At 60.5% G+C, this 22,149-nt stretch carries 23 protein-coding genes and 1 pseudogene; 14 read left to right on the top strand and 10 right to left on the bottom strand.

The window, feature by feature from the left end; translation table 11 throughout:
• Nucleotides 1-113: 113 nt before the first annotated feature.
• Nucleotides 114-287, bottom strand: coding sequence for a Flp family type IVb pilin (locus NCR98_RS20460; protein WP_244831914.1), 174 nt, complete (start codon nucleotides 285-287; stop codon nucleotides 114-116).
• A gap of 480 nt (nucleotides 288-767) precedes the next feature.
• Here NCR98_RS20460 and NCR98_RS20455 point away from each other — a divergent pair, with 480 nt between their 5' ends.
• Nucleotides 768-1,016: a DUF3613 domain-containing protein gene (locus NCR98_RS20455; protein ID WP_250527099.1), complete on the top strand. Its 249-nt coding sequence runs from the start codon at nucleotides 768-770 to the stop codon at nucleotides 1,014-1,016.
• A gap of 3 nt (nucleotides 1,017-1,019) precedes the next feature.
• Here the strand turns inward: NCR98_RS20455 and NCR98_RS20450 are convergent, their stop codons facing one another.
• Complete coding sequence (locus NCR98_RS20450) at nucleotides 1,020-1,469, bottom strand: response regulator (RefSeq protein WP_250527299.1); 450 nt, start codon at nucleotides 1,467-1,469, stop codon at nucleotides 1,020-1,022.
• A 293-nt stretch (nucleotides 1,470-1,762) separates the two neighbouring features.
• On the opposite strand from NCR98_RS20450, the gene NCR98_RS20445 reads away from it, so the two are divergent.
• Nucleotides 1,763-2,197 carry an NUDIX domain-containing protein gene (locus tag NCR98_RS20445; protein ID WP_250493819.1) on the top strand — a complete coding sequence of 145 codons (435 nt, stop codon included), beginning with the start codon at nucleotides 1,763-1,765 and terminating at the stop codon, nucleotides 2,195-2,197.
• 28 nt (nucleotides 2,198-2,225) lie between these two features.
• Here NCR98_RS20445 and NCR98_RS20440 read toward each other — a convergent pair whose 3' ends face one another.
• Entirely contained in the window at nucleotides 2,226-3,317 is a 1,092-nt protein-coding gene (locus tag NCR98_RS20440; protein WP_244831910.1) for a lipopolysaccharide biosynthesis protein, read from the bottom strand.
• Between the two features lie 744 nt (nucleotides 3,318-4,061).
• Here NCR98_RS20440 and NCR98_RS20435 point away from each other — a divergent pair.
• The 4 genes from NCR98_RS20435 (at nucleotide 4,062) to NCR98_RS20420 (ending at nucleotide 7,865) form a co-directional block, all read left to right on the top strand.
• The gene (locus NCR98_RS20435) at nucleotides 4,062-4,346 is read left to right on the top strand and encodes a hypothetical protein (protein ID WP_250467763.1); all 285 of its coding nucleotides are present in this window, start codon (nucleotides 4,062-4,064) and stop codon (nucleotides 4,344-4,346) included.
• Nucleotides 4,347-4,373: 27 nt separating this feature from the next.
• Nucleotides 4,374-6,485, top strand: a complete 2,112-nt coding sequence (locus NCR98_RS20430; protein ID WP_250527098.1) for a phosphocholine-specific phospholipase C — start codon at nucleotides 4,374-4,376, stop codon at nucleotides 6,483-6,485.
• A gap of 88 nt (nucleotides 6,486-6,573) precedes the next feature.
• Nucleotides 6,574-7,386, top strand: a complete 813-nt coding sequence (locus tag NCR98_RS20425; protein ID WP_244831907.1) for an AraC family transcriptional regulator — start codon at nucleotides 6,574-6,576, stop codon at nucleotides 7,384-7,386.
• 77 nt (nucleotides 7,387-7,463) lie between these two features.
• Nucleotides 7,464-7,865, top strand: a complete 402-nt coding sequence (locus NCR98_RS20420) for a cupin domain-containing protein (RefSeq protein ID WP_244831906.1) — start codon at nucleotides 7,464-7,466, stop codon at nucleotides 7,863-7,865.
• 12 nt (nucleotides 7,866-7,877) lie between these two features.
• On the opposite strand, the gene NCR98_RS20415 is transcribed toward NCR98_RS20420, so the two are convergent.
• Nucleotides 7,878-8,531 carry a hypothetical protein gene (locus NCR98_RS20415; protein ID WP_244831905.1) on the bottom strand — a complete coding sequence of 218 codons (654 nt, stop codon included), beginning with the start codon at nucleotides 8,529-8,531 and terminating at the stop codon, nucleotides 7,878-7,880.
• Between the two features lie 154 nt (nucleotides 8,532-8,685).
• Nucleotides 8,686-11,010 carry a penicillin-binding protein 1A gene (locus NCR98_RS20410; RefSeq protein ID WP_250527097.1) on the bottom strand — a complete coding sequence of 775 codons (2,325 nt, stop codon included), beginning with the start codon at nucleotides 11,008-11,010 and terminating at the stop codon, nucleotides 8,686-8,688.
• Between the two features lie 101 nt (nucleotides 11,011-11,111).
• Between NCR98_RS20410 and NCR98_RS20405 the strand changes: the two genes are divergently transcribed.
• From NCR98_RS20405 to NCR98_RS20395, 3 genes are all read left to right on the top strand, one after another.
• Nucleotides 11,112-11,570 carry a cupin domain-containing protein gene (locus tag NCR98_RS20405; protein ID WP_244831903.1) on the top strand — a complete coding sequence of 153 codons (459 nt, stop codon included), beginning with the start codon at nucleotides 11,112-11,114 and terminating at the stop codon, nucleotides 11,568-11,570.
• Nucleotides 11,571-11,653: 83 nt separating this feature from the next.
• Complete coding sequence (locus NCR98_RS20400; RefSeq protein WP_250527096.1) at nucleotides 11,654-12,769, top strand: nucleoside hydrolase; 1,116 nt, start codon at nucleotides 11,654-11,656, stop codon at nucleotides 12,767-12,769.
• Between the two features lie 176 nt (nucleotides 12,770-12,945).
• Entirely contained in the window at nucleotides 12,946-13,491 is a 546-nt protein-coding gene (locus NCR98_RS20395) for a DUF2628 domain-containing protein (protein WP_250527095.1), read from the top strand.
• A 68-nt stretch (nucleotides 13,492-13,559) separates the two neighbouring features.
• Here NCR98_RS20395 and ppnP read toward each other — a convergent pair whose 3' ends face one another.
• The 5 genes from ppnP to NCR98_RS20370 all read right to left on the bottom strand — a co-directional run bounded on the left by ppnP (nucleotide 13,560) and on the right by NCR98_RS20370 (nucleotide 16,891).
• On the bottom strand, nucleotides 13,560-13,880 hold the full coding sequence (ppnP, locus tag NCR98_RS20390) for a pyrimidine/purine nucleoside phosphorylase (protein ID WP_250467757.1): 321 nt from the start codon (nucleotides 13,878-13,880) through the stop codon (nucleotides 13,560-13,562).
• A gap of 61 nt (nucleotides 13,881-13,941) precedes the next feature.
• Nucleotides 13,942-14,481, bottom strand: coding sequence for a cytochrome b (locus tag NCR98_RS20385; RefSeq protein WP_244831899.1), 540 nt, complete (start codon nucleotides 14,479-14,481; stop codon nucleotides 13,942-13,944).
• On the bottom strand, nucleotides 14,478-15,530 hold the full coding sequence (locus tag NCR98_RS20380; protein WP_250467756.1) for a catalase family peroxidase: 1,053 nt from the start codon (nucleotides 15,528-15,530) through the stop codon (nucleotides 14,478-14,480). Before NCR98_RS20380 ends, NCR98_RS20385 begins: the two co-directional genes overlap by 4 nt.
• Before the next feature lie 158 nt (nucleotides 15,531-15,688).
• On the bottom strand, nucleotides 15,689-16,468 hold the full coding sequence (locus tag NCR98_RS20375) for an alpha/beta hydrolase (RefSeq protein WP_244831898.1): 780 nt from the start codon (nucleotides 16,466-16,468) through the stop codon (nucleotides 15,689-15,691).
• A gap of 75 nt (nucleotides 16,469-16,543) precedes the next feature.
• On the bottom strand, nucleotides 16,544-16,891 hold the full coding sequence (locus tag NCR98_RS20370; protein WP_244831897.1) for a DUF4148 domain-containing protein: 348 nt from the start codon (nucleotides 16,889-16,891) through the stop codon (nucleotides 16,544-16,546).
• A gap of 465 nt (nucleotides 16,892-17,356) precedes the next feature.
• On the opposite strand from NCR98_RS20370, the gene NCR98_RS20365 reads away from it, so the two are divergent.
• From NCR98_RS20365 to NCR98_RS20345, 5 genes and pseudogenes are all read left to right on the top strand, one after another.
• Nucleotides 17,357-17,743: a response regulator transcription factor gene (locus NCR98_RS20365; protein WP_244831896.1), complete on the top strand. Its 387-nt coding sequence runs from the start codon at nucleotides 17,357-17,359 to the stop codon at nucleotides 17,741-17,743.
• Nucleotides 17,744-17,868: 125 nt separating this feature from the next.
• The gene (locus NCR98_RS20360; RefSeq protein WP_250527094.1) at nucleotides 17,869-19,698 is read left to right on the top strand and encodes a PAS domain-containing sensor histidine kinase; all 1,830 of its coding nucleotides are present in this window, start codon (nucleotides 17,869-17,871) and stop codon (nucleotides 19,696-19,698) included.
• Nucleotides 19,682-20,356, top strand: coding sequence for a response regulator transcription factor (locus NCR98_RS20355; protein ID WP_350029514.1), 675 nt, complete (start codon nucleotides 19,682-19,684; stop codon nucleotides 20,354-20,356). Before NCR98_RS20360 ends, NCR98_RS20355 begins: the two co-directional genes overlap by 17 nt.
• A gap of 466 nt (nucleotides 20,357-20,822) precedes the next feature.
• Complete coding sequence (locus NCR98_RS20350; protein WP_250493806.1) at nucleotides 20,823-21,215, top strand: DUF3331 domain-containing protein; 393 nt, start codon at nucleotides 20,823-20,825, stop codon at nucleotides 21,213-21,215.
• A gap of 746 nt (nucleotides 21,216-21,961) precedes the next feature.
• Nucleotides 21,962-22,149 (top strand): annotated as a pseudogene (locus NCR98_RS20345) (Crp/Fnr family transcriptional regulator); the annotation flags it as partial.

Genomic DNA, 22,149 nt, shown 5'->3' with positions numbered 1-22,149 from the left:
GCGCCGGCCTGCGGAATGGCTACAGGCGTGCACGGACCACCGCGACTTGTGATCGCGGTTCATCGACGGCAAGGCGCTTCCCGACGGAAATGGCGGGAGTACGACGTCCGGACTTAATGGACGGTCGCTAGCTTGGCCGTGATGCTGTTGAAAGTGGTCTCGAGTTGACCGGCAAGGCCGCCGACAGCGGTCATGATGCCAAGCGCAAGTACGCCGGCGATCAAGCCGTATTCAATGGCGGTAATGCCGCGCGTATCCTTGAGATAGCGCTTGAAGAAGTGCGTCATGATGATCCTCGGGTTCTACGTTTTGCTGTCTTCTGCCCGGTGCACGGGAGTCTTCGTCTGCATCGGTAGCCGCCTCTCTCAGTTGACGGATCCGAAGTTTGTGTGTGCGCAGACGCTTCGTCTAATGCCCAGGCCTCTCTAAGGCTCTGGTATTACTCTCGCCCGTATGTCGGGTGAGTAGAAGTAAGGGTTATCGAGTTCGGCATGCTGCTGGCGGAATCGCAACCTGACTTCATATTTTTGATTACGGCCGTCAACTTGAGGACATTAGGTTTTTTGTGGAAATTTTTGGACCGCATGGTTTACGCTTACTTCGTTTTTACCGATTAGCCGTTTTTAAAGACTTGTCTCGTTGTAAATCCTGTCTTTTGGCTTGAATCAGCCGATAAAACATATGTCGGCGCGCGTTGATTTGGCACGTGCGTCCGGATTTATGTTTAACGCGGATATTCAAAAATGAAACGGCTTATATTCAGCTTGATGTGCGCTGCGCTGGTAACGAACGCGGGCGCTGTCTTTTCGGAAGAGCAAGAACCGAGAATCGGAGATGCCGCCAGCGCGTGGTTTGCCATGCAGGCGCAGGGAAGCGCGTCGGCACCATATGAACCGATGCTCGGTGTCGAGGCGAGCGCCGCCCGTGCGCGCTACCTCAAAACCTTCGAAAAAGAGATTCCAGATCGGTTCGGATCGACGGTGAAAGACAGCGGCGCGTCGAACGGCGGAGGTTGAGCCTTATGGTTCGCGGCGGGGCGAACCGGGCGGCGTCTCGTTGAGCACGGCCCAGAACATCCCCAGATCGCTGATCGCGCGGAAGAACTCGGCAAGCTCGACCGGCTTCACGACGTAGGCGTTCACGCCGAGTTCATAGCTGCGGATAAGATCGTGTTCTTCGCGCGACGAAGTCAGCATGACGACGGGGATGGTTTTCAGCGACGCGTTCGCGCGGATCAGCTGCAGCAATTCGAGTCCGTCGATTTTCGGCAGCTTCAGATCGAGCAGGATGACGGCGGGATTGCCCGGCACGCGTTCGCGCCACTCGCCATCGCCAAGAAGATAGTCGAGGCCTTCCTGGCCGTCACGCGCCACCACGATGTCGTTGGCGAGATGGGTCTTTGCAAGCGCAAGCAGCGTGAGTTCGAGATCATTCGGGTTGTCCTCGACGAGCAGGATCGGCTTGAACATCATGGTCTCTGCGGTGGCGGCTCGTGAGGGTGCGCGCATTATGGCGCAAGTGGCGTGTGCTTCAAACCGTTGTGCAACGTTCCGTCCGCCGTGTTTGCATAACAAGCCGCAAGACCCGGCAAATACGCCTCATATCAAGTTACTTTCGGTCAATATGACGGCCATAGCGGCGTCACGGATTGCATCGCATGCACGTTCTGCGTTAAAAGAAACGATGCCCGCTGAATCTGGAATCATTCTCAGACGAGCGCGGCCAAAGCAAGCATGCAAATCACGACTGGGAGACGGGGACAATGAGGGTTCGCGCAACTGTGCTGGTGGTTCGCCATGACGCGGTGTTGCTCGTCAGGCAACGCGGTGGCCCGTGGTATCTGCCGGGCGGTGAAGTAAGGCATAACGAGTTGGTGATGGCCGCGGCGATCCGCGAACTGCACGAGGGAACCGGCGCCGAGGCGAGCGCGGCGGCCTTTATGTGGCAGCACGTATCCGCGCAGCATCTGCACCACGTTTTTCGCGTCGCCATTCCAGCGGATGCTCGGCTGTTCACGAATCCGGGGCAGGGCGTCGACGAGGTGCGCTGGGTCAACATCCCCCTGCTGCACACCATGCCGGTTACGCCCGGCACCAAGGCGATCCTTGCACGCGCCGCCGGTATCAACGGCAGCGTGGGCCGTGCACCGCCGTGGGCGAACAAGGGTTTCGGCGCGGGCAGACCGGCCGACTTCTGAAGCCGGCGCGGTCCGCCCGCTCTCTGCATCACCTCGGGTTGCTCTGCACGAAGCTCCGGTAGGCCCAGTACGCGTCCTTCTGCGTCTTGCCGTCCGCTTGCAGCATGCCGTAGTTGCCTTCGCTGTCGTCGTATAGCTCGTACGCCTGGATCGACTGGATGTTGTATTTCGACGCTACGCTCACGAACTGCGCCATCATGTCATTGCCCGTCAGATACGACGCGATCTGCTGATCCGAGCCATAGTTCGGACGCACGCCAAACTCGTTGATCCAGATCGGTTTGCCCATGTTATGAAGCACGGCGAGCACATCGTGACAGCCCGTGCCGCCGCATGCGTTCGTGATGTCGCCTTCATTCGAATACCAGTGCCATGCGGTGATGTCCCAGCTGACTGTCGGATGGCCCCATGTGCCGTCAGGCTGCGAGCCGTCCGCGAGCATCTGGTAGAACGAGTAGTGCAGCCACGTTCCGCCAAGCACGATCTGTCCGCCGCTATCCACCGAGCGCACGCCCGCAATTAGGCCGCGAATGACACCGCGTGCAACCTGATACTGGTGGTTGTTGTACTGCTGCCAGAAAACGCCGTCGACGTTGCCATTCAGCGTATTGGCTTCGAGTTCGTTGGAGATCTCGTAGTACGGGTAGTGATACGCGTTGGCCGTTTGCTGGCCGAGCGTGAACGCGGCGTTGTAGGCGTCGTCTTCGCTGTTGAAGTCGATACCCATCATCATCACGGGATACACCGTCACGCCGCCGTCGGCCATCGTCTTTGCAATGCCGGCGAGCTTCGTCGCGGATGCCTGGTTGTACACCTCGTTGCGATAAATCTTCGCGCCCAAATCCTGCAATTGCGACAACTGTTGCTGCGGGCTGGATGCGTCGTAGGCGCCGCCGCCGTTGTTGTGGCCGTTCATGCCGTAGAAAATCGAACCATTGTTCGCGGCTTTCGACGTGGCTTTGAGCTCGGACGCGCTCTTGCCCGTGGCGGCATCCACCGCGCTGTCGCTGCTGCCGCCGCATGCCGCGAGCAACAGGCTCGTCGCGACGGCTGCAGCGATAACCGTGGCCTTAGGCGTGGCGAAGTAAGGAAAAACCGGAAGCGATGTAAGTTTCTTCATAAGATTTCGGCGTACTAATGAAAATATGGGCGTCCATGCGCGAAAAGGCGCTTGCCGATGCTGCATGCGGCAGGATGGATGCCTCGACGACCGCCAACTACATATCCCATTACTACGGGATGCGAACGGTCGTTAGCAGAACGAACCATTCGTTTCTGCAGTTGAAAAGGGGCTGACCTGCGCCAGACGGATAAACGTTGGCGGGCAACCGCGGCGGCAATACGTATGTGCTGATGCGGCTCATGCCTGCCGCTGCCCGACGGATGACAGCCTGTGAAGCGCATGTCTTCAAAGGCTCGTCGAAGGTCGTGCAAGACGGTCGAGGAGATACGCGCGGAGTCCGCCAGTCATGGCAGCCCGCCCGTGTACCGCACTGCAAAACAGCAATGTTGCTGTTGAAGATTTACCGATCTTTCCGCTGCTTCGGCAAGGCTTGCCGAAACTCCTGCAGCGGTCGAAAGAGTACTGCCTCCAGAACTCGATGTAAACCGATGTCACATTTTTTACGCATTATTCCGTCACCGACCAGCCATTTTTGCTTGGTCATATCATCAGTTGGAATCTGTTAAATCCGGTAATTAATAAATCGGAAAACTAATCAATTTACCAAATGGCCGAGATGTATCGACATCGTTACATTTGAGAATTGAATGATGCGGGAAGGAATCGTCATATTGCTTACATAAGCGACCGATAAGCTTCCCGGCGCTGTGAGACCTTCACGCGCTTTGCGGGAGCCAGATCATGTCGACTTCATCACGTCGCTACTTCAGCGTGGCGCGCTTCGCTATTTGCGCCTGCGCAATCGTTGGCCTGAGTGCCTGCGGCGATTCGAACTCGACCGACATCAAGCCGCCGGCATCCGTCTCAGCAGCCAGCAGCGAAGCGCCCACGACAAACGCAACGAGCGATCTCGAGGACTGGGCGAAACAAGCCACGTCCGGTGCTCCGGTGCAAGCCGAGCAAAGAGGTATTGCGCGGGCTTCATCGGAAGTGCTCGCAACCCCGGTGATCCATACGGTCGACTAGCATCCCTTCTACTTCCCCACTACTCAAATGACGAAGAACCGACGTGAATTTCTGCGCACGGCGATGGAGGCCGCAGGCGCAGCGGCAGCGCTCAACGTAATGCCGCTCGGCATTCGCCAGGCGCTTGCCATTCCAGCGAATCAGCGACATGGCTCGATCGAGGATATCGAGCATATCGTCGTGTTGATGCAGGAGAACCGCTCGTTCGATCATTACTTCGGAACCTTGCGCGGCGTGCGCGGATTCGGCGATAAAGCCGCCGTCACGCTGCCGAACGGCAAGCCGGTTTATCACCAGCCTATCGCGGCGGGTGCGGGCGAAGTACTGCCGTTTCATCCGGGCGCATCGAATCTCGGCTTGCAGTTTCTGCAGGACTTGCCGCATGACTGGGTAAGCGGACAGGGCGCGTTCCATAACGGTCTTTACGATCAGTGGGTGCCATACAAAGGCACGACGACGATGGCGCATCTGCGTCGCGACGACATCCCGTTCCACTATCAACTCGCCGACGCCTTCACGATCTGCGACGCGTATCACTGCTCGACGAATACATCCACCGATCCGAATCGCTATTACATGTGGACCGGTTATGTGGGCAACGACGGCACGGGCGGCGGGCCGGTGGTCGATAACGCAGAAGCGGGCTACGGCTGGTCCACGTTTCCCGAAGTGTTGGAACGTGCGGGCATCTCGTGGAAGGTCTATCAGGATCAGGGCACGGGACTGGATTCGAAAGGTTCGTGGGGCTGGACCGACGACGCCTATATCGGCAACTACGGCGACAACTCGCTTCTCTACTTCACGCAATATCAGAACGCGCAGCCCGGCAATCCGCTCTATGAAAAGGCGCGGCGCGGCACGAATGCCGCCGCGGGCGACGACTATTTCGCCATTCTGAAAAACGACGTGCAGAGCGGCTCGCTGCCGCAAGTCTCGTGGATCGTCGCGCCCGAAGCCTTCTCCGAGCATCCGAACTGGCCCGCAAACTATGGTGCGTGGTACATCGATCAAGTGCTGCAAGTGCTGACGGCGAATCCGGAGGTGTGGAGCAAGACGGCGCTGCTCATCAACTACGATGAGAACGATGGTTTCTTCGACCATATCGTCCCGCCGTTCCCGCCTTCATCGAATGCGAACGGTCTTTCCACTGTCGATACGAGTCTCGAGATTTTCCCCGGCAGCGCGAAGTATGCGAGCGGCCCGTATGGCCTCGGCGCACGCGTGCCGATGCTCGTCGTCTCGCCGTGGTCCAGAGGCGGTTGGGTGTGTTCGGAGACGTTCGACCACACGTCGGTGATCCGCTTCATTCAGAAGCGCTTCGGCCGCGCGCATGGACTGGCCGAGCCGAATATCTCGCCGTGGCGTCGCGCGATTTGCGGCGATCTGACCTCCGCGTTCGACTTCCGCAATCCCAACAGCAAGCTGCCGACGCTGCCTGCCACGACCTCTTACGTTCCGCCCGACAAGGCGCGTCATCCGGATTACGTGCCGCTGCCGCCCGTCGATCAGAAATTGCCCGTGCAAGAGCCCGGCGTGCGTCCGTCGCGTGCATTGCCTTACGAATTGTTCGTGCGCTCGAAGCCGGATGCATCGAAGGGCGCGGTGTCGTTCGACTTCATCAACACGGGCGATGCAGGCGCGGTCTTTTTGCTGTACCGCAATGCCAGTACTGCTGTTCCGCACACTTACACGGTCGAAGCGCACAAGCGCCTGTCGGATCGTATCGATGCAAACGCGGATGGCAGCTTCGACTTCGTCGTGCATGGGCCGAACGGTTTCTTGCGCCGTGTCGCGGGCAAGGCGAAGGCGCAACATGGCGGCTGGTGGTCGCACGATGACGCCGCGCCGGAAGTCGCGGAAGGCTACGACGTCGCTAACGGCAACCTGCAATTGAGGCTGGAAAACAAGGGCTCGGGCGCGTGCACCTTCAGTATCGTGAATGCCTACGATGCCGCGAAGACCATCACCAAGCGTGTGCGAGGCGGCGACACCGCGCAGCTGTATCTCGATTTGCGCAGCGCGCACGGCTGGTACGACATCGAAGTCAAGGTGGACACGGACAGCGCCTTTCTGCGCCGTTTTGCGGGCCACGTCGAAACGGGCAAGGACAGCCTGAGCGATCCGGCACTGGGCGGCTAGTCGCGCCGACGCGCCGCGCGAACAGTCTCGCGCGGCGTTTTTCACATTCGGGCATATCATTGCGTATCGTCTCCGCGATACCGCAATCATGAACCGACGCACCGCTCCACAGAATTCCGACTGGGTCCGCCATGCCGAATCATCGGCGGGCATCGAACGGATCGAAGCCTTTTTCGGCGGCAAGGCATACGGCTGGCATCGGCACGACACCTATGCCATCGGCCGCACCATGACGGGCGTGCAGAGCTTCAATTACCGGCGCGAATTGCGTCACAGCTTGCCCGGCCAGACGATGGTGCTTCATCCCGACGAAGCACATGACGGCCACGCCGGCACCGGCGATGGCTTTCGGTATCGCATGCTCTATGTCGAACCCGCGATGATCCAGGCCGCGCTCGGCGGTCGCGCGTTGCCGTTCATCGCCGGTGGAACGACAATGGATGCGCGCGTCAGCGCCGCCACCGAAGCGCTGCTCGCACAGACGCTGCGCGAACCGCTCGCACAAAACGATGCGCTCGCCGAACTCGCATTCGCGCTGGCGCAAGCAGCGGGCGTGACCACCTCGCGCGACACGGGCGACTACGCAAGCGCCGTGCTGGCGAAGGACTTTCTGCACGCCAATTGCGATCGTATCGTCACGATGGAGGAACTCGAACGCGCGACGGGACGCGACCGCTACAGCTTGTCGCGCGACTTCAGGCTCTTTTTCGGCACGAGCCCTTACCGCTATCTGACAATGCGCCGTCTCGATGTCGCGCGCCGTCTCGTGCTCACGGGCGCATCGTTGGCGGATGTCGCCGCGAGCGCCGGTTTCGCCGATCAGAGCCATATGACGCGGCAATTCACACGCACCTTCGGCATGCCGCCCGCGCGTTGGCGGGCCTGCGTTAGTACGCGTTAGAGCTTGCACGATCGTTCAAGACCCTTTACGTGTGACAGCGGTAGCCTTGAACGAATTCATCGTCAGGGAGCCGCATCATGCAAACACACGCAGCGACAGCCGAAGCTACACGTGGCCAGCGCGCCGCCATCGATCCATTAAAAAAAGCGCGTTTGATCGACGGCTTCTGGCAGCAACGCGTGATCGCTGAGATGAACGACTATCAGTTCAAGGTCGCGCGTCTGGAAGGCGAGTTTCTGTGGCACGCGCACGCCGATACCGACGAGACGTTCATCGTGCTGGAAGGCGAATTGCGCATCGACTTTCGCGATGGCGAGATGGTGCTGAGAGCAGGGGAGATGGGAATCGTGCCGAAAGGCGTCGAGCATAAACCCCATGCCGCGCGCGAAGTGAAGATCATGCTGATCGAGCCGCGCGGCGTCGTCAACACCGGCGACTCGCGAAACGAGCGCACGGTGCCGAACGACTTGTGGATCTGAAGCGAAAGCCGCTTAGAAGCGATACGTCACGCCGACCTTGACGATCGGATAAAAGCGCAACTTGTCGGCCTTGTCCTGCAAGTCCTGCTTTTCCTGATCGACGAAAGCCTGACCGGTGATCGCGACGACTTCGGCGGGCACGTCGTAATCGACATGCGGACGGCCAAAAGCCACGCCTGCATCGAAGAACGCGGAGAAGCCTTTCTGCGCCACCGGCGTGTGACCGAAGCCGATGCCGACATACGGGCGCACGGTCGGGAATCGCGCCTTCGCGTGAATCTGCTCGCCGGCCACGTTGTAGGTCGTGCCGTGATACGTGTAGGTGTCGGTCGGGCTCGTCGCGACGGCGTCCACGTTGTCGCCGCCGATCAGCGCGCCAGCGGTCAGGCGGAAGGCCACCGTGTTCGGTGCGGGAAAGAAGTCGAGATAAAGACCGCCGTGATAGATGTGCGCGGTGCCGTCGTAATGCAGCCCGCCCGCATTGAAGTTGTGCGAGAAGGCGATGCCGTTGAATTCGGCGCGCACGTTATCGCGCGTGCCAAGCGGTTCCGAATAGCCGATACCCACGCCTTCGGTGCCGACTTGTCCATAGATTTCGCGTGCGTGCGCGAGAGGGGCGGAAAGCGCGGCGATACCCGCCGCAAGCGCGACCAACGTTTTCATCATTGCAAGAATTCCTTGAGGATAAGACCCGAGCGCGTCTGTGCGATATGGCAAGAATTGCGCCGGAGAGGCGGACGCCATGATTCACGCGGTCATGTCAGGAGACATCCGAGTTAACGGAGCGGTACAAGGAAACTTTAGAAAACGTTTGCTAACCTTATTCCTGACGTGTCGGCGAGGCCGGTTCCGCAGGCGCGGGAAGTATCGGCGGCAATGTGTCGAAGACGGGCGGCTGCGCTTTTTCTTCCGTGACTTCAGCAGCGGGCGCGGTACGCGTGACGGGTGAACGACGCGCGCGCGGTGCGTGCTGAGGCGTCTGCGCGGGTTTCGGCGCTTTCGAAAACGTCTCGGCAAACCACGTCTTCACACGCGTCGCCATGATGTCCCACATGCCCGGCACTTCCTGCGTATCGAAGCGTGCACGGGCATCGATCAGATGCGAACGCATCGCCCGTTGCGTGAAGTCGCCGATCATCGGCAATGCGCTGTGTGCGCCTTGTCCCCAGTAATCGCTACGTAAGGTCACGCGGCTGTCGTTGAAGCCGACCCAAGCGCCCGCCACGAGTTGCGGTTGCATCAGGATGAACCAGCCGTCCGCGTTGTCTTGCGTCGTGCCGGTCTTTCCCGCGACGTCGCCGCGAATGCCGAAGCGCGTGCGGATCAGCGTGCCCGTGCCGCGATTGATGACATCGCGCATGACGTCGACGAGCTTGCGCGTGGCATCGACCGACAGCGCGCGTTCCGGCTTGCTTTCGAATTGCGCGAGCACCTCGCCATCCTTGTTCTCGATGCGCGTCACCAGCAGCGGCTCCATGTAGTTGCCGTCGTTGGCAATGGTGCCGTAAGCCGCCACCATCTCCTTGAGCGTTACCGGGCTCGTGCCGAGCGCAAGCGAAGGCACCACGTCGAGATGACTTTCGCGCACGCCCATGTCGCGCGCGAGTCGCGCCACGCGCGCCGGACCCACTTGCTGCATCAGTTGCGCGGTGATGCGGTTCTTCGAATACGCGATGCCGTCGCGCAGACTCACCGGCCGGCCGCTTGGCGGCGAATCGTCGGTGGGACGCCAGGTTTCCTCGCCCTTGATGGGAATCTCCACCGCCTGATCGATGATCGTATCCGTGGGCTTCGAGCCGCGCGCGAAGGCCGCGCCGTACACGAACGGCTTGAATGTCGAGCCCGGCTGACGGCGCGCCTGTTGCACATGATCGAACGGGTCTTGCGTGAAGTCGCGGCTGCCGACCCACGCCTTGATCTGCCCGTTGCGCGGATCTAGCGCTAAAAAGCCGGCCTGCACGCGCGTCTTGTTCTCGCATAACGCCTGCATGAACGTGCGATTCGCGCTAAGGCTCTTGATGACGTCGGCGTCGTTCGCGCCGCCATCGCGCGCCACGCGATACTCGCTCGTCTCGCGGATGAACGCATGTGCAAGGTCCGCGTTCGCATTCGCGCAGCCACCGCGCCCGCCCCAAGCCGCATTGGCGATGGACTGCAACTGATTGCCTTGCCACGTAAGCGATTGCGTGGCCATCGTCTGCAAACGCGAGTCGAGCGTCGTGCGCACGACGAGACCATCGGAATAGATGTTGAAGTCGTTGTCGTCGGCCCACGCGATCAGCCACTTGCGTAACTGTTGCGCGAAATGCGGCGCGCGTCCCGGCTCCTCGGTCTGACGTTCGAAGTCGATGCGCAACGGCTTCTTCTGCAACGCTTCGAGCTTCGCAGGCGCGAGATGGCCGAAGCGCACCATCTGCCCGAGCACGATATTGCGTCTGTCGAGCGCGCGTTCGGGGTTGATCACCGGGTTGTAGTAGCTGTTGCCCTTCAGCATGCCAATGAGCGTCGCGCTTTCGAGCACGTCGAGTTCGCTCGCGGATTTATCGAAGTAAGTGCGTGCGGCCATCTCGATGCCATACGCGTTATACAAGAACGGCACCGTGTTCAGATACGTTTCGAGAATCTCTTCCTTCGAATAGACCGCTTCGATCTTGAACGCGGTGATGGCCTCCTTCACTTTGCGCGTGAGCGTCTGCGAGCGGCCGATGTCATCGGGATAAAGATTGCGCGCGAGCTGCTGCGTAAGCGTGGAACCGCCTTGCTTCTGGCCTTTGAACGTATGCAGCGCGGCCGATGCCGTGCGTCGCCAGTCAATACCATGATGCTCATGAAATCGCCTGTCTTCAGTTGCGATGAGCGCGTCGATCACTTGCGGCGAGACGTCTTTGAGGCTCACCCATTCGCGATGCGTTGGCTTGAATTCGGCGAGCAGCTTGCCATCGGCGGAATAGATTTGCGCGGGTTGATCCACCTTCGCGCGGCGCAGGTCGCGAATGCCGGGCGTGAAGGGAATCAGCACCAGCACATAGAGCACGAAAAGCGCGGGCAATAGCAGCAGCGTGCGCACACGCGCATGCGGGCGAAGCTTGACGGCAAGGCGAACGAGGAATGCGCGCGCCAGGGCTTTGAATTCAGAAGCGGTCACGAAGATACGGCGGGCTTGCGAAGAAAACGTGCATCGTAGCGTATTCTTTCTACACCCTTGCACAAGCGCTTTTTCCGCGACTTTCCAGAACGAGCCGCATCATGCCGAAAATCGATCTTGCCAATGTGCCCGAGCACCAAGGCTCCGGCTATCCACCGCCTTACGATCAACCATGCGCCGCGCGCATCCGTCGGCGTCTTGGCGATGCTGGCGGCTTGACGGACTTCGGCGTGAATCTGATGCACTTGCCGCCGGGAAGCTGGTCGAGTCAGCGTCACTGGCATTCGCACGAGGACGAGTTCGTATATGTGCTGCAGGGCGAACTCGTGCTGATCGAAGACGAAGGCGAAACCATGTTGCGTGCGGGCGATTGCGCCGCGTTCGCTAAAGGCACGGGCAACGGGCATCACATGATCAACCGGTCGCGGGAAATGGCGGTGTATCTCGAAGTCGGCTCGCGCGCGTGGCCCGATCTCACCACGTGTTCCGACATCGACATGATGAGTGCCAACGCCGATGGCCGGTTCGTGCGCAAGGACGGCTCGCCGATCGAAGCATAGTCGTATCTGCTTAAACGGTCGTAGAATGAATCACCGTCCGCGATGACGTGATCACTCGAATATAACGATCCGGAGACAGCATCATGCGACGTTGCACTGCAGCAGGCTTGACCCTTTCCCTTTGCGTCGTCGCGGTGCTTGCCGCTTGCGGCGGCTCATCTGATGACCACAACGCATACACGAACGCGCCGAAGATCGTGATCGACTCCGACTTCAACACCATGGGCGACGACGGCCAGCTCTTCGCCATGACCACGCAGTTGATGGGACAGGGCAAGGTAAACCTGCTCGGCCTGTGCGTGGTGACGGGCAACGACTGGTTGCTGCAAGAAGAAGCCGATGCGTTGAAGGCCGTCGAACGCATGGGCGTGCAGAACAAGGTCGGCGTGTACGGCGGCGCGGATTATCCGCTGCAATACGATGTGACGAGCATCCGCGAGCAGCAGGCCGCGAATCCGAACGGATACTTCGGCGCGTGGTCGCGTCCCGAGCCGACTTCGCAAGCGCAGCTCACCGCGCCGCCGGACGGCTTCGCAACCTCGACCAAGCTACAGACGCAAGCAGCCGCCGACTTTCTCATCGACACGATCAAACGTTATCCGCATGAAGTGACGATTCTCGAAGTCGGGCCGCCCACCAATCTCGCGACGGCGGTGCAGAAGGCGCCGGAGATCGTGCCGCTCATCAAGCAGATCGTCTACATGGGCGGCGCGATGAACGTGCCGGGCAACGCCAATGCAGTCGGCGAGCTCAACTGGTGGTTCGATCCGCTCGCGGTGCGCACGCTCTTGCAGACGTCGATTCCGCAAACCGTCATTCCGCTCGATGTGACCAACACCGTGCCGTTGACCGAGAGCATCTACAACCAGATCGTCAACCCGCCGACCGGGCAGACGGCCGTGACGAAGGCGTATGCAACCGTGAATGCGGGTGCGTTCGCATCGAGCACGGATCTCTACGACACGCTGACCATCGCTTACTTCAGCGATCCAACTTACGCGACGCAGACTCAGAGCGCGTACCTGGATATCGACACGACGCCCGGCGAGGATCAGGGTCATGTGCGGGTGTATCCGGACACGCCTGCTGCGGGGGCATCGCCGCAAAAGATCACGTATGTCACGAAGTTCGATAATGATCGATTCTTCAAGCTGTACGTGGACTTGCTGACGAGGCCGGTGCCAGTGGTGTTTCAGTGAGCGGTCTGGCTTCGAAGCTCGCCTGAACACGGCGACAAGCAAGCGCAAATTTTTGTAAGGCTCGCGCGTCCTGACTTTTCAAGTGCGGGTCGCGCGTGTATTGTCTGCTGCCCGAATTAAACGCGTTCTAAACGTCGTTCGCGTTCGGTAATTCAAATCCGCTTCCATGCGGACAGATGCAACAGCAACTAAAGCAAGACATGGAATTCGATAACAACGAAGGCATCAAGGGAACGGTTACGACTGCGGCAGCGGCTGGCTTGGATAAGGATATGGCCGCTTTTGTCGGAAAGAACGTGGAGTATTACGCGGGCAAGTGGTCAGCCAAGGACAAAAATGGAAACATTAAGCCGACGTGGAATGTCGCGGCGTTCTTTGGCGGTCCCGTATGGTTTGCGTATCGCAAGATGTACTGGCAGGCGGTCGCGGTCTTCGTTGGCGGCACGTTTCTGAACCTGCTGCTCGGCTTGATCAGCGATTCACTTGGCGAGGTGTCGAGTTACGCATTGATGTTCGCGTGGGCTTTTTCAGGCAACTTGATTTATCGCGCGCATGTCGAGAAAGCAGTCGAACGGATCAGGGCTGAGGTGTTGCTGCCGGGCGAGCGCGCAGAGCAACTGAAGCTGCGCGGCGGAACGAGCGCGATGGCCGGCTGGATAGCGTCGGCAGTCTCTCTCGCGATTCTCATCTTCAGCGTCTGGTCGATGATCGGTGCTGTCTGACCGTAGGCGCCGAGAAAAACGGCCAATCATGCCGGATCAGCCGCTTCGCCCCTAGCCTCTAAACCAGGTCAAAGATAACTGCAAACATAATCCAGCGTCTCGACCACTTCTATATCGAAGCGGCTCTTCCCCGGCACCGAGAAAGACTCGCCGGCGCCGTAGGTCTTCCATTCGTCGCTACCTTGCAGACGGATACGGCATTGGCCCGCCTGCACTTCCATCAGTTCCGGCGCATCGGTGCCGAAGTCGAGCGTGCCGGGCAGAATCACGCCAAGCGTCTTCTTCGAGCCGTCGGCGAAAAGCACCGTATGCGAGACGCACTTGCCATCGAAATAAACGTTCGCGCGCTTGATGACGGAAACCTGATCGAATTGCGATGCTGCGCTCATGGCGATGAATCCTCGAATGATGGTGGCCCGCCATCATACAGAAGCGCCGCCTGTGTACGCGTCAGCGATCGCTCCACGGCGCCATTGCCTGAAACACGCCGTCGCGCCGGACGAGCGCATGAAACAGCGCCGCCGCGAGATGCACGACGATCAGCGCGAAGAAGCAAAGCGCCAGGTACTTGTGCGCGTCCCAAAGCAGCGAATGCAGCGAGTTGCTATGCGGAAGAATGGAGGGCAATCGCACGCCGAACACCACGACCGGATAATCCGCCGCCGACAACATGCCATAGCCGATGAGCGGCAAGCCGATCATCAGCGCATAAAACGCGAGATGCGAGAGGTGGGCGGCGAGCTTCATCGGCTCCGGCATATTGGCGGGCAACGGTGGCGCGCCGCGCACGAGCCGCACGACCAGCCGGATCAGTGCGAGCACGAGAATCGTCACGCCGAGCGGCTTGTGGATCGACACCAGCGTGAGATAGTCGGGCCGCACGGTGGACACCATGCCGACGCCGATGAACAGCATTGCCAGAATGCAAATCGCCATGAGCCAGTGCAGCGCGCGTTGCAGGGGCGAGAAGCGTGTGTGGATCGTGCTCATTGATTCGCTCCTTGCGCCGGTTGATGCGGATAGTCCTTGTCCTCGGCGGTCCTCCGGTTGAACGACACCGAATAGGCAGCCGAACGCGCGGCAGGGAACGGATCGTCGGAAACGTGCATGCCGGGCGGAAGCACCACCGGATCGAAATTCAGATCGCGGCATGGGCCATCCGGTTCGGCCTCGATCGCGGTGACGACCAGCGTGCCCGCTTCGACCTTCTGGCGATCGTCCGGCCATGCCTTGCTCGGGTCCGCCGTGGGGTCGCCGGGATTGGCCACCGTCACGACCATGGTCCAGCGTTGCGGCCCGCTCTGCACGCGCTGCGTGATGTCGGCATCGAGAAAGTTCGCGCCTTTCTGCTTCAACTGATCGCCCGTCAAGGTCTCGGGCTTGGCCACCGGCACGAACGACCAGCGCACGACGCGGTCTTGCCCGGAGGCGTCCGTGAAGACGAAGCTATTGAGGCTGTTGTACTGATCGTCCGCGAAGGAGCCGGTGAACGGCGCGCTCGACGCCCATTTGCCGAATGCGCCGATCTCCGGATGCGCGGCGGCGAACTGCTTCATCGCGTCGGGATCGTCCTTGCGGGCGGATGCGCGCTGCAGTTCATAGAACGCTTCCGGCGTGGCGACGGGGAAGAAGGGCGCGTCGATCATCGCGGAGCGCCACTCGCTGTGGTCCGGCATGACGATTCGCAAGCTCAGTCCGCGCACGCGCGCCGATGAATCGGCGGTCTTCGGGTCGGGCGTCGCAAGGTTGAATCGGCCGGTCACGGGGTAATTGCCAGGCGCGAAAAGCTGCGCCTTGGATAGCGAAGCCGCGCCGCCATTCGACTCGAAGTTGCCAGTGAAGCAGACGCCCTTCGCATGGTTGCGTCTGAAGCCGAGCGCGGGTCCGCCCGGTGGCGCGAGGCTATTGACGATCTTCGCAGGCGTGAGTCGCGTAGGCGACAGCCAGCCGGCGGTGTACGCGAACGCGGCGACCACGACGGCCACGACGATAGCGATAAGAATGAGCGGGCGTATTGGGGATGCGGGTTGTTCAGCCATCGGATTCTCTCGATCGGTGGTTTGGCTGGCCCCTAATTTAACAGCAGAAGAAAAACCGCGCCTGAATCCTGCGCAGTCGCGGCTCGTACGCCATGCAAAAGACATCGGCACCTTTGAAGTGTCGATGTCTCGTCTATCCAAGGTCGCGTTATTGCAGGTTATTGCGCGTGCTTCGCGGCGTCCTCGATCACTGCGGCCACCTTAACCGGCTGCGATTCGTACACCGAGTGGCTCGCGCCCGGAATCACGGTCATGTGGCTATGCGCGCGCTCGTAGTACCAGCGCTCCAGATCCGGATTGATGATCTTGTCCGCGCCCGCGACGATGCCCCAGCTCGGCTTCGTGGTCCACGCAGCGGACGTGAGCGGCTCCGAGAAGACTTTCGCTGCGGTCAGCATTTGCGAATGCGCTTCGAAGGTCGCTTCCTTTGAAGAAAGATCGGCGGCAAAGTCCTTGGGAAACGCGGAAGGATTCAGGAACGTATAACCGTCGCTTGTCTTCTCGATCGCGCCGGCCTGCTTCGAGGTGAAGCTCGGCTTGCCCTTGCCGAGCGTGCTTTCGTCCTCGCCGACATTGGGCGCATGCGCGGCCACGTACACGAGTCCGACCACATCCGGATGCTCGCCTGCCTCGGTGATCACCGAACCGCCATAACTGTGTCCGACGAGGATTGTCGGTCCGTGCTGCAAGTCGAGCACGCGCTTGGTGGCGGCGACGTCGTCATCGAGCGAAGTCAGCGGCTCCTGCACGATACTGACGTGGTAGCCGTCCTTCTTCAGAATGTCGTAGACCGGCTGCCAGCCGGAACCGTCGACCCAGGCGCCGTGCACGAGCACGATGTTCTTCACGGGCTTTTCGCCTTGCGCCATGACGGGCGCCGAGGTGAGAAAAGCGGCGGATACCGCGAACATCGCGGCAGAGAGCAACAGGTTTTTCATGTGGAACTCCGAGTGGCATTCAGTACGCGTGTGCGGTCCGGCATGCCGCAGTGACCGGCGCCAGACCGCTTGGCTTTAGCTGCCGAAATACGGCACGCAGTAGTCCGCGGGGCCGACGCAGTTTCTGGAAGCGGCGGACACCTTCGAGCCGCTGGCGGACGCACCGGTCAATGCCACGCCGCCTACATCGCTCGTGCCGTGCGTGGCCGCGTAGCTCGCCGCGACCTTGGCTTCGGCTGCCTGAATGTCTGCGGGGTAGGTTGCGTCGTCGTTCACTGCGGGCTTGTACCCGGCCTTCTCCAGGCGCACGAGATCGGCGCGCACTTCGGCGCGCGTCACCGGCTGATTCGACTGCGCATACGACATGGCGGGAGCGGCAACGGCGCTGACTGCGAAAGCGAGACTGACGAGAAACTTGTTCATGGTGATACTCCTTTAAAGGCTCGGCGTTTCCGTGTGGAGCCGAATGACGTAATGGATAGATGGCATTACTTAGGAAGCCGATTCACTGGCTTCGCATACGATGAGGTCGTCTGCTTGAGCGGTGAGGCTTTCGTTGCTGCGACCTTGGAGTAACTTTATGTCCGGATGCGCGGTGAGCCTATCCCTACGTGCGTTCGCTCATGCGGCCATTAGAGATGACGCGCCTAAACCTTTGCATGAGTAGTCGGCACGGCGTCGTTGCCTGCGCCGAATGGTTAGGCCGTGCGTATGAAGCGGTATGAGACGCAAGGTTAAACGGCTCATACGAAGGTATTAGACCGGCTTCGTCTCATACATAAATATGATTTTCACGTCCGATGCTTTTACTTAACATGGCATCACGGTCGACGGCCCGCCGCCTGGTTTATCGCCGCCACCGCACACTAGGCCCGAGGACTTTGTTGCGTGTTCAATAACCCAGTCGTTTCGATCATCGACGATGACGAATCCGTCCGCATCGCGACCTCAAGCCTGGTTCGCTCGCTTGGCTGGGAGGTTCGGCTCTACGACTCCGGCGAAGCGTTCCTGAATTCGGGTTCGATCGCGGATGTCGCGTGTATCATTTCGGATGTCCAGATGCCAGGCATCTCGGGCGTGGAGATGTACCGCAGACTCGTCGATCGCGGCGTCGCGCCACCTATCATCTTCATCTCCGCGTTCGCTTCGGACGCCATGCGCAAACAGGCGCTGGACGTCGGCGCGCTGTGCGTGCTCGGCAAGCCTGTCGACGGCGCACAGGTAATGCACTGTCTCGACGACATCCGGGCCAGCGGCGCTGGCGCTCATCCTTGAAGTGGCCCGCTTTCCGGGCTCAGGCTCTCTCGTCCTATGAAAGATCCGCGCAATGTGAATCTGGGCAGTCCGTTACTCGGGCCATCGGGCGTGAATGAGCGGCCGCTTTCCGCAATGAGGCCGCGATGAAGCTCGATCAGGCAGCCGAGCAGTCTTTCCTCGGCAATCCCACCACCCTCAAGGCGATGGCCACGGTAGTCGGCCTCGCGGTGTTTCTCATCGACGCATTCACGCCGCTCGATATCGCCATTGCCGTGCTGTATGTCGTAGTGGTGCTGCTCGTGGCTTCGGTCGCATCGCGGCCTGTCACGATTGCAGTCGCGTGGGCCTGCGTCGCGGCGACGGTGCTCGGCTTCATGCTCTCGCACAACGCGCAGGACCCTGGCAGTTCCATCGCGCGTTGCGGTGTGAGTCTCATCGCCATTCTGACCGTGTCGTTTCTCGCGCTGCGCAATCAGACGAGCACCGCCACCTTGCGCAAGCAGGTCGAACTGCTCAATCTCACGCACGACGCGGTGGTCGTGTACGACATGGACGACCGCATCACGTTCTGGAATCAGGGCGCGGAACGGCTGTACGGATGGACTTCCGAGCAGGCTATCGGCCAGCCCATTCACGGACTCACGCAGACGGATGCGGCCATGCCCGTCGACGACATTCGCCGCGAAACGCTTACGCGTGGGAACTGGCAAGGCGAACTCAAGCGCGTGAAGAAGAGCGGCGAGACGGTGGTCGTGTCGAGCCGCTGGACGCTTTCGCGCGACAAATGGGGCAAGCCGCTCGCCATTCTCGCGACGAACAACGACATCACCGACGCCAAGCGCATGGAAGGCGAGCTATTGCGCCAGAAGAACGAACTGCGCGCGACCATCGACGCCATTCCCGGCATGGTGTGGAGTTCATCGAACGATGGCCGCCTCATTTATCTCAACCGCCGCTGGAACGAGTACGGCGTGAAGCTCGCGGACGACGGCCACGACATCTGGCAGGAGATCGTGCATGCGGAAGACTTCGCCGCGTTGCAAGCCGCGTGGCGCGAGGCGCTCGCCACCAGCAGCGGCTTCGAAGTGACGGCGCGCATCCGGCGCGGCGACGGCGTGTTTCGCTGGATGCACATCGGTGCCGCGCCGCTGCGCGATTCCGAAGGCAATCTCGTGCGCTGGTATGGCGTGAACACCGACATCGAGGAACGCAAGCGCGCGGAACAGGCGCTCGACCGCTCGCGCTCGGAACTCGCGCATGTCACGCGCGTGACGACGCTCGGTGAGATGGCCGCGTCGATTGCGCACGAAGTCACGCAGCCGCTCGCCGCCATCGTAACCGCGGGCGACGCCGCGTTGCGCTGGCTCAACCGTCAGCCGCCGAATGTGCACGAGGCGGTCGAGTCGATCAGTCAGATGACGAGCGACGCCAAGCGCGCGACGGACATCATTCGCCAGATTCGTTCCATGGCGCAAAAGCGCGATCCGCAACCCGCGCTGGTCGATCTGAATATGATCGTGAGAGAATCGGTCGAACTCGTGCGGCGCGAATTGCAAAGCCAGCGCGTCGAGCTTTCCGCTGCGTTCGCCGAGCCCGCGCCAGTGGTTTGCGGCGACCGCGTGCAGCTTCAGCAAGTCGTCATCAATCTGCTGATGAACGGCGTACAGGCCATGTCCGGCGTGAGCGGACGCAAGCGCGTCATGCGCGTCGCCACCCGGCTCGCGGACGAGCGTCACGCGCAGCTTTCGGTCGAAGATTCGGGCATTGGCATCAGCGAGAAAGATGCGGGCTCGCTCTTCAACCCGTTCTTCACCACCAAGAAAGATGGCATGGGCATGGGGCTGTCGATCTGCCGATCCATCGTCGAGGCACACGGCGGCCGCATCTGGGCCGAATCGCAGGAAGGTCAGGGCGCGTCGATGCAGTTCGTCTTGCCGCTCGAAGAGGAGACATGCAGTGAGCCACGAAACTGAGGAAGGCGCGAGCCAGTCGATCGCCTACGTGGTCGACGACGACGACTCCATGCGCACCGCGCTCACCATGCTGCTGCGCTCGGTCGGCCTGCGGGTGCAGGCGTTCGCGTCCGCGCAGGAATTCATGGCCTTCGACATGCCGGACGTTCCGAGCTGCCTCATTCTCGACGTGCGCCTCAAAGGGCAGAGCGGGCTTGCCGTGCAGGAGCAGATTGCGGCGGGCGACCTGTCCGTGCCGATCATCTTCATCACGGCGCACGGCGATATCGCCATGTCGGTGAAGGCGATGAAAGGCGGCGCCATCGACTTTCTCGCCAAGCCGTTCCGCGATCAGGACATGCTCGACGCCGTGGCGAACGCGCTCGCGAAAGACGAAGTGCGGCGCAACGAAGACCGCTCCGTGGCGGACTTGCGCCGATGCTACGCTCGCCTTACGCCGCGTGAGCGCGAGGTGATGGCATTCGTCGCGAGTGGTCTGATGAACAAGCAGATCGCCGCCGAGATGAACCTGAGCGAGATCACGGTGAAGATTCATCGCGGTGCGGCGATGAAGAAGATGGAGTCGCGCTCGCTCGCCGACTTCGTGCTCAAGGCCGAAGCGCTCGGCGTGAAGCCATCCGCGTCCGCGACCACGCCGTCGCGCGTGCAGCGCACCTGAGCATCAACCACACTAAACCTTGATATAGGTTGTCCAAACCTTTCAGCGACGCCGGCAACCCAAGGTACGGCTAGTCGCAGCGGGTCCGTTTGATTAACTTTGATGCATGGGTTCCGGTCTTCCGACCGAGCCGGCAAGCCTCAAGGAAACGAACGGATTCGCCATGATTCTCTTCCAGGAAACTTCAGGCAGCGGCGATGCGCGTCACCGCATCGCGAAGCGCGCACGTCATTCGGTGCGGTGCATCGAACAGGCGCGAGAACTGCTCTTGTTATCGCAGCACATTATCGATATCGCGCTTTCGTGCGGTATTCGTTTTCAGCCTCGTCACACCTCGGCATTCAAGCGAACGGTCAGCGCCACGTCATCAGCGGGCGCGTGAAGACGCGCGCTCTGGGCTGACGTTTCATACGCCATTTGCAAATTCTCAATCGAGCAGGTTCATCCATTTTTGAGGAGTCAGACCATGCAGGCAAGCGCGAAGATCATGGACCCGTGGGCACGGACCATTTTCATGCTGGGCGTGAAGACAGAAGACGCGAGTTTGAGCGGCATTTTGAAGAAGCCGCCCGAGCGTCTGACCAAAAGCGATCTGCTGGAGAAGCGCGGGTTGTCGATCAGCCTGATCGAACGTCCTTCGTCGACGACGGCGATCATCGCGTGGCGCGATTCCACGCACTGCTGTTATGGCGATCAGATGTGGCGCGTCTCGCATGCACGCACCACCGGCGTCTGCGCAATGAGCGGCCAGCCGGTATTGATCGGCGACGCGGTGTATCGGCCGAGTCGGCGCACCGCGCCACGCAACGCCCACGCGATGATTCTGGCATCGGTTCTCGAAGGCGAACTGGTGGAGTAAGCAACATGGACGCGCGATGCCGATTGGACCTTCGCGCTTCGACAAAAACTTGCTCTCTCCAAAAGTGGTTCAGTCTTGAACACTTTTTGCCGATATCCCCGAAGAGCCGCAGCGCTCTTGTGCGCGATGCAACACTTTCAGCAATTTCGCTTGCGGGCCGCCTGGCATCGTTCACAACCCGCCAGGCAAACGGTCGAAGTCGCGCCGAGCGCGCCTCACCGGGCTACTGGCCACATTCTTGCTCGTGCTCCGCGACTCGCGCCTTCGCGGAATGAACAGGTTTGCAACATTTTTGGCCGTTCCCGCTGACGCCTGCTTCCAGGCACGTTTGCATAGCGCGCAATCTACGTTTGATAAGGTGAAACGCGCCGGAAACCTAAGCCCGGCAAGGCATCCCACAGACGAAAGCCGCTTCGGCCGGTGGTGCCCCGCCATTTGCGCCCCTTCAGCAAATGTTCAGAATTGAATCAAAAATGCATCGCGCGCTTGGCCGCCGGCCGCGCATCTTCCGTGCATCGCCGTCTATGCCTTATCGGACATAGATCGGACACTTCCTGGCACGTCTCTCGCTTATGTACGACAAAGCACGAACATCACTGTAGCCGGTGACGGCACGAAGCGGCGATGCAAGGCTCACGGGGCTGGCCCCACATGTTTCGATGTACGCCACCAGATGCGCTCACGAAACCTGCGAGCGGACCAGATAAAAGTACGGCGCGAAAGCGCTCTTATAAAGCGAATAAAAAATGTTGACCCTTCAATCCGATCTGCATGGCAACCATCTGCTGGCCGCACTTCCGACTCAGGAATGGCAGGCTCTCGCTCCCCATCTGGAACTCGTCCAGTTGCGCACGGAGCAGTTGCTTTGCGATTCCGGACAACGCATTCACCACGTGTACTTCCCGACCACGGCTATCGTCTCGCTTCTGCATAC

It is taken from the genome of Caballeronia sp. GAWG2-1 (assembly GCF_023631405.1).
GTDB lineage: Bacteria > Pseudomonadota > Gammaproteobacteria > Burkholderiales > Burkholderiaceae > Caballeronia.
The sequence above is the reverse complement of the archived record's forward strand: the minus strand, read 5'-3'. Positions and strand labels throughout refer to the sequence as shown.

Bases quoted from the DNA above. Each gene is read 5' to 3' on its own strand.
- NCR98_RS20460 (WP_244831914.1), bottom strand. From the start codon at position 287: ATGACGCACTTCTTCAAGCGCTATCTCAAGGATACGCGCGGCATTACC.
- NCR98_RS20455 (WP_250527099.1), top strand. From the start codon at position 768: ATGTGCGCTGCGCTGGTAACGAACGCGGGCGCTGTCTTTTCGGAAGAG.
- NCR98_RS20450 (WP_250527299.1), bottom strand. From the start codon at position 1,469: ATGTTCAAGCCGATCCTGCTCGTCGAGGACAACCCGAATGATCTCGAA.
- NCR98_RS20445 (WP_250493819.1), top strand. From the start codon at position 1,763: ATGAGGGTTCGCGCAACTGTGCTGGTGGTTCGCCATGACGCGGTGTTG.
- NCR98_RS20440 (WP_244831910.1), bottom strand. From the start codon at position 3,317: ATGAAGAAACTTACATCGCTTCCGGTTTTTCCTTACTTCGCCACGCCT.
- NCR98_RS20435 (WP_250467763.1), top strand. From the start codon at position 4,062: ATGTCGACTTCATCACGTCGCTACTTCAGCGTGGCGCGCTTCGCTATT.
- NCR98_RS20430 (WP_250527098.1), top strand. From the start codon at position 4,374: ATGACGAAGAACCGACGTGAATTTCTGCGCACGGCGATGGAGGCCGCA.
- NCR98_RS20425 (WP_244831907.1), top strand. From the start codon at position 6,574: ATGAACCGACGCACCGCTCCACAGAATTCCGACTGGGTCCGCCATGCC.
- NCR98_RS20420 (WP_244831906.1), top strand. From the start codon at position 7,464: ATGCAAACACACGCAGCGACAGCCGAAGCTACACGTGGCCAGCGCGCC.
- NCR98_RS20415 (WP_244831905.1), bottom strand. From the start codon at position 8,531: ATGATGAAAACGTTGGTCGCGCTTGCGGCGGGTATCGCCGCGCTTTCC.
- NCR98_RS20405 (WP_244831903.1), top strand. From the start codon at position 11,112: ATGCCGAAAATCGATCTTGCCAATGTGCCCGAGCACCAAGGCTCCGGC.
- NCR98_RS20400 (WP_250527096.1), top strand. From the start codon at position 11,654: ATGCGACGTTGCACTGCAGCAGGCTTGACCCTTTCCCTTTGCGTCGTC.
- NCR98_RS20395 (WP_250527095.1), top strand. From the start codon at position 12,946: ATGCAACAGCAACTAAAGCAAGACATGGAATTCGATAACAACGAAGGC.
- ppnP (WP_250467757.1), bottom strand. From the start codon at position 13,880: ATGAGCGCAGCATCGCAATTCGATCAGGTTTCCGTCATCAAGCGCGCG.
- NCR98_RS20385 (WP_244831899.1), bottom strand. From the start codon at position 14,481: ATGAGCACGATCCACACACGCTTCTCGCCCCTGCAACGCGCGCTGCAC.
- NCR98_RS20380 (WP_250467756.1), bottom strand. From the start codon at position 15,530: ATGGCTGAACAACCCGCATCCCCAATACGCCCGCTCATTCTTATCGCT.
- NCR98_RS20375 (WP_244831898.1), bottom strand. From the start codon at position 16,468: ATGAAAAACCTGTTGCTCTCTGCCGCGATGTTCGCGGTATCCGCCGCT.
- NCR98_RS20370 (WP_244831897.1), bottom strand. From the start codon at position 16,891: ATGAACAAGTTTCTCGTCAGTCTCGCTTTCGCAGTCAGCGCCGTTGCC.
- NCR98_RS20360 (WP_250527094.1), top strand. From the start codon at position 17,869: ATGAAGCTCGATCAGGCAGCCGAGCAGTCTTTCCTCGGCAATCCCACC.
- NCR98_RS20350 (WP_250493806.1), top strand. From the start codon at position 20,823: ATGCAGGCAAGCGCGAAGATCATGGACCCGTGGGCACGGACCATTTTC.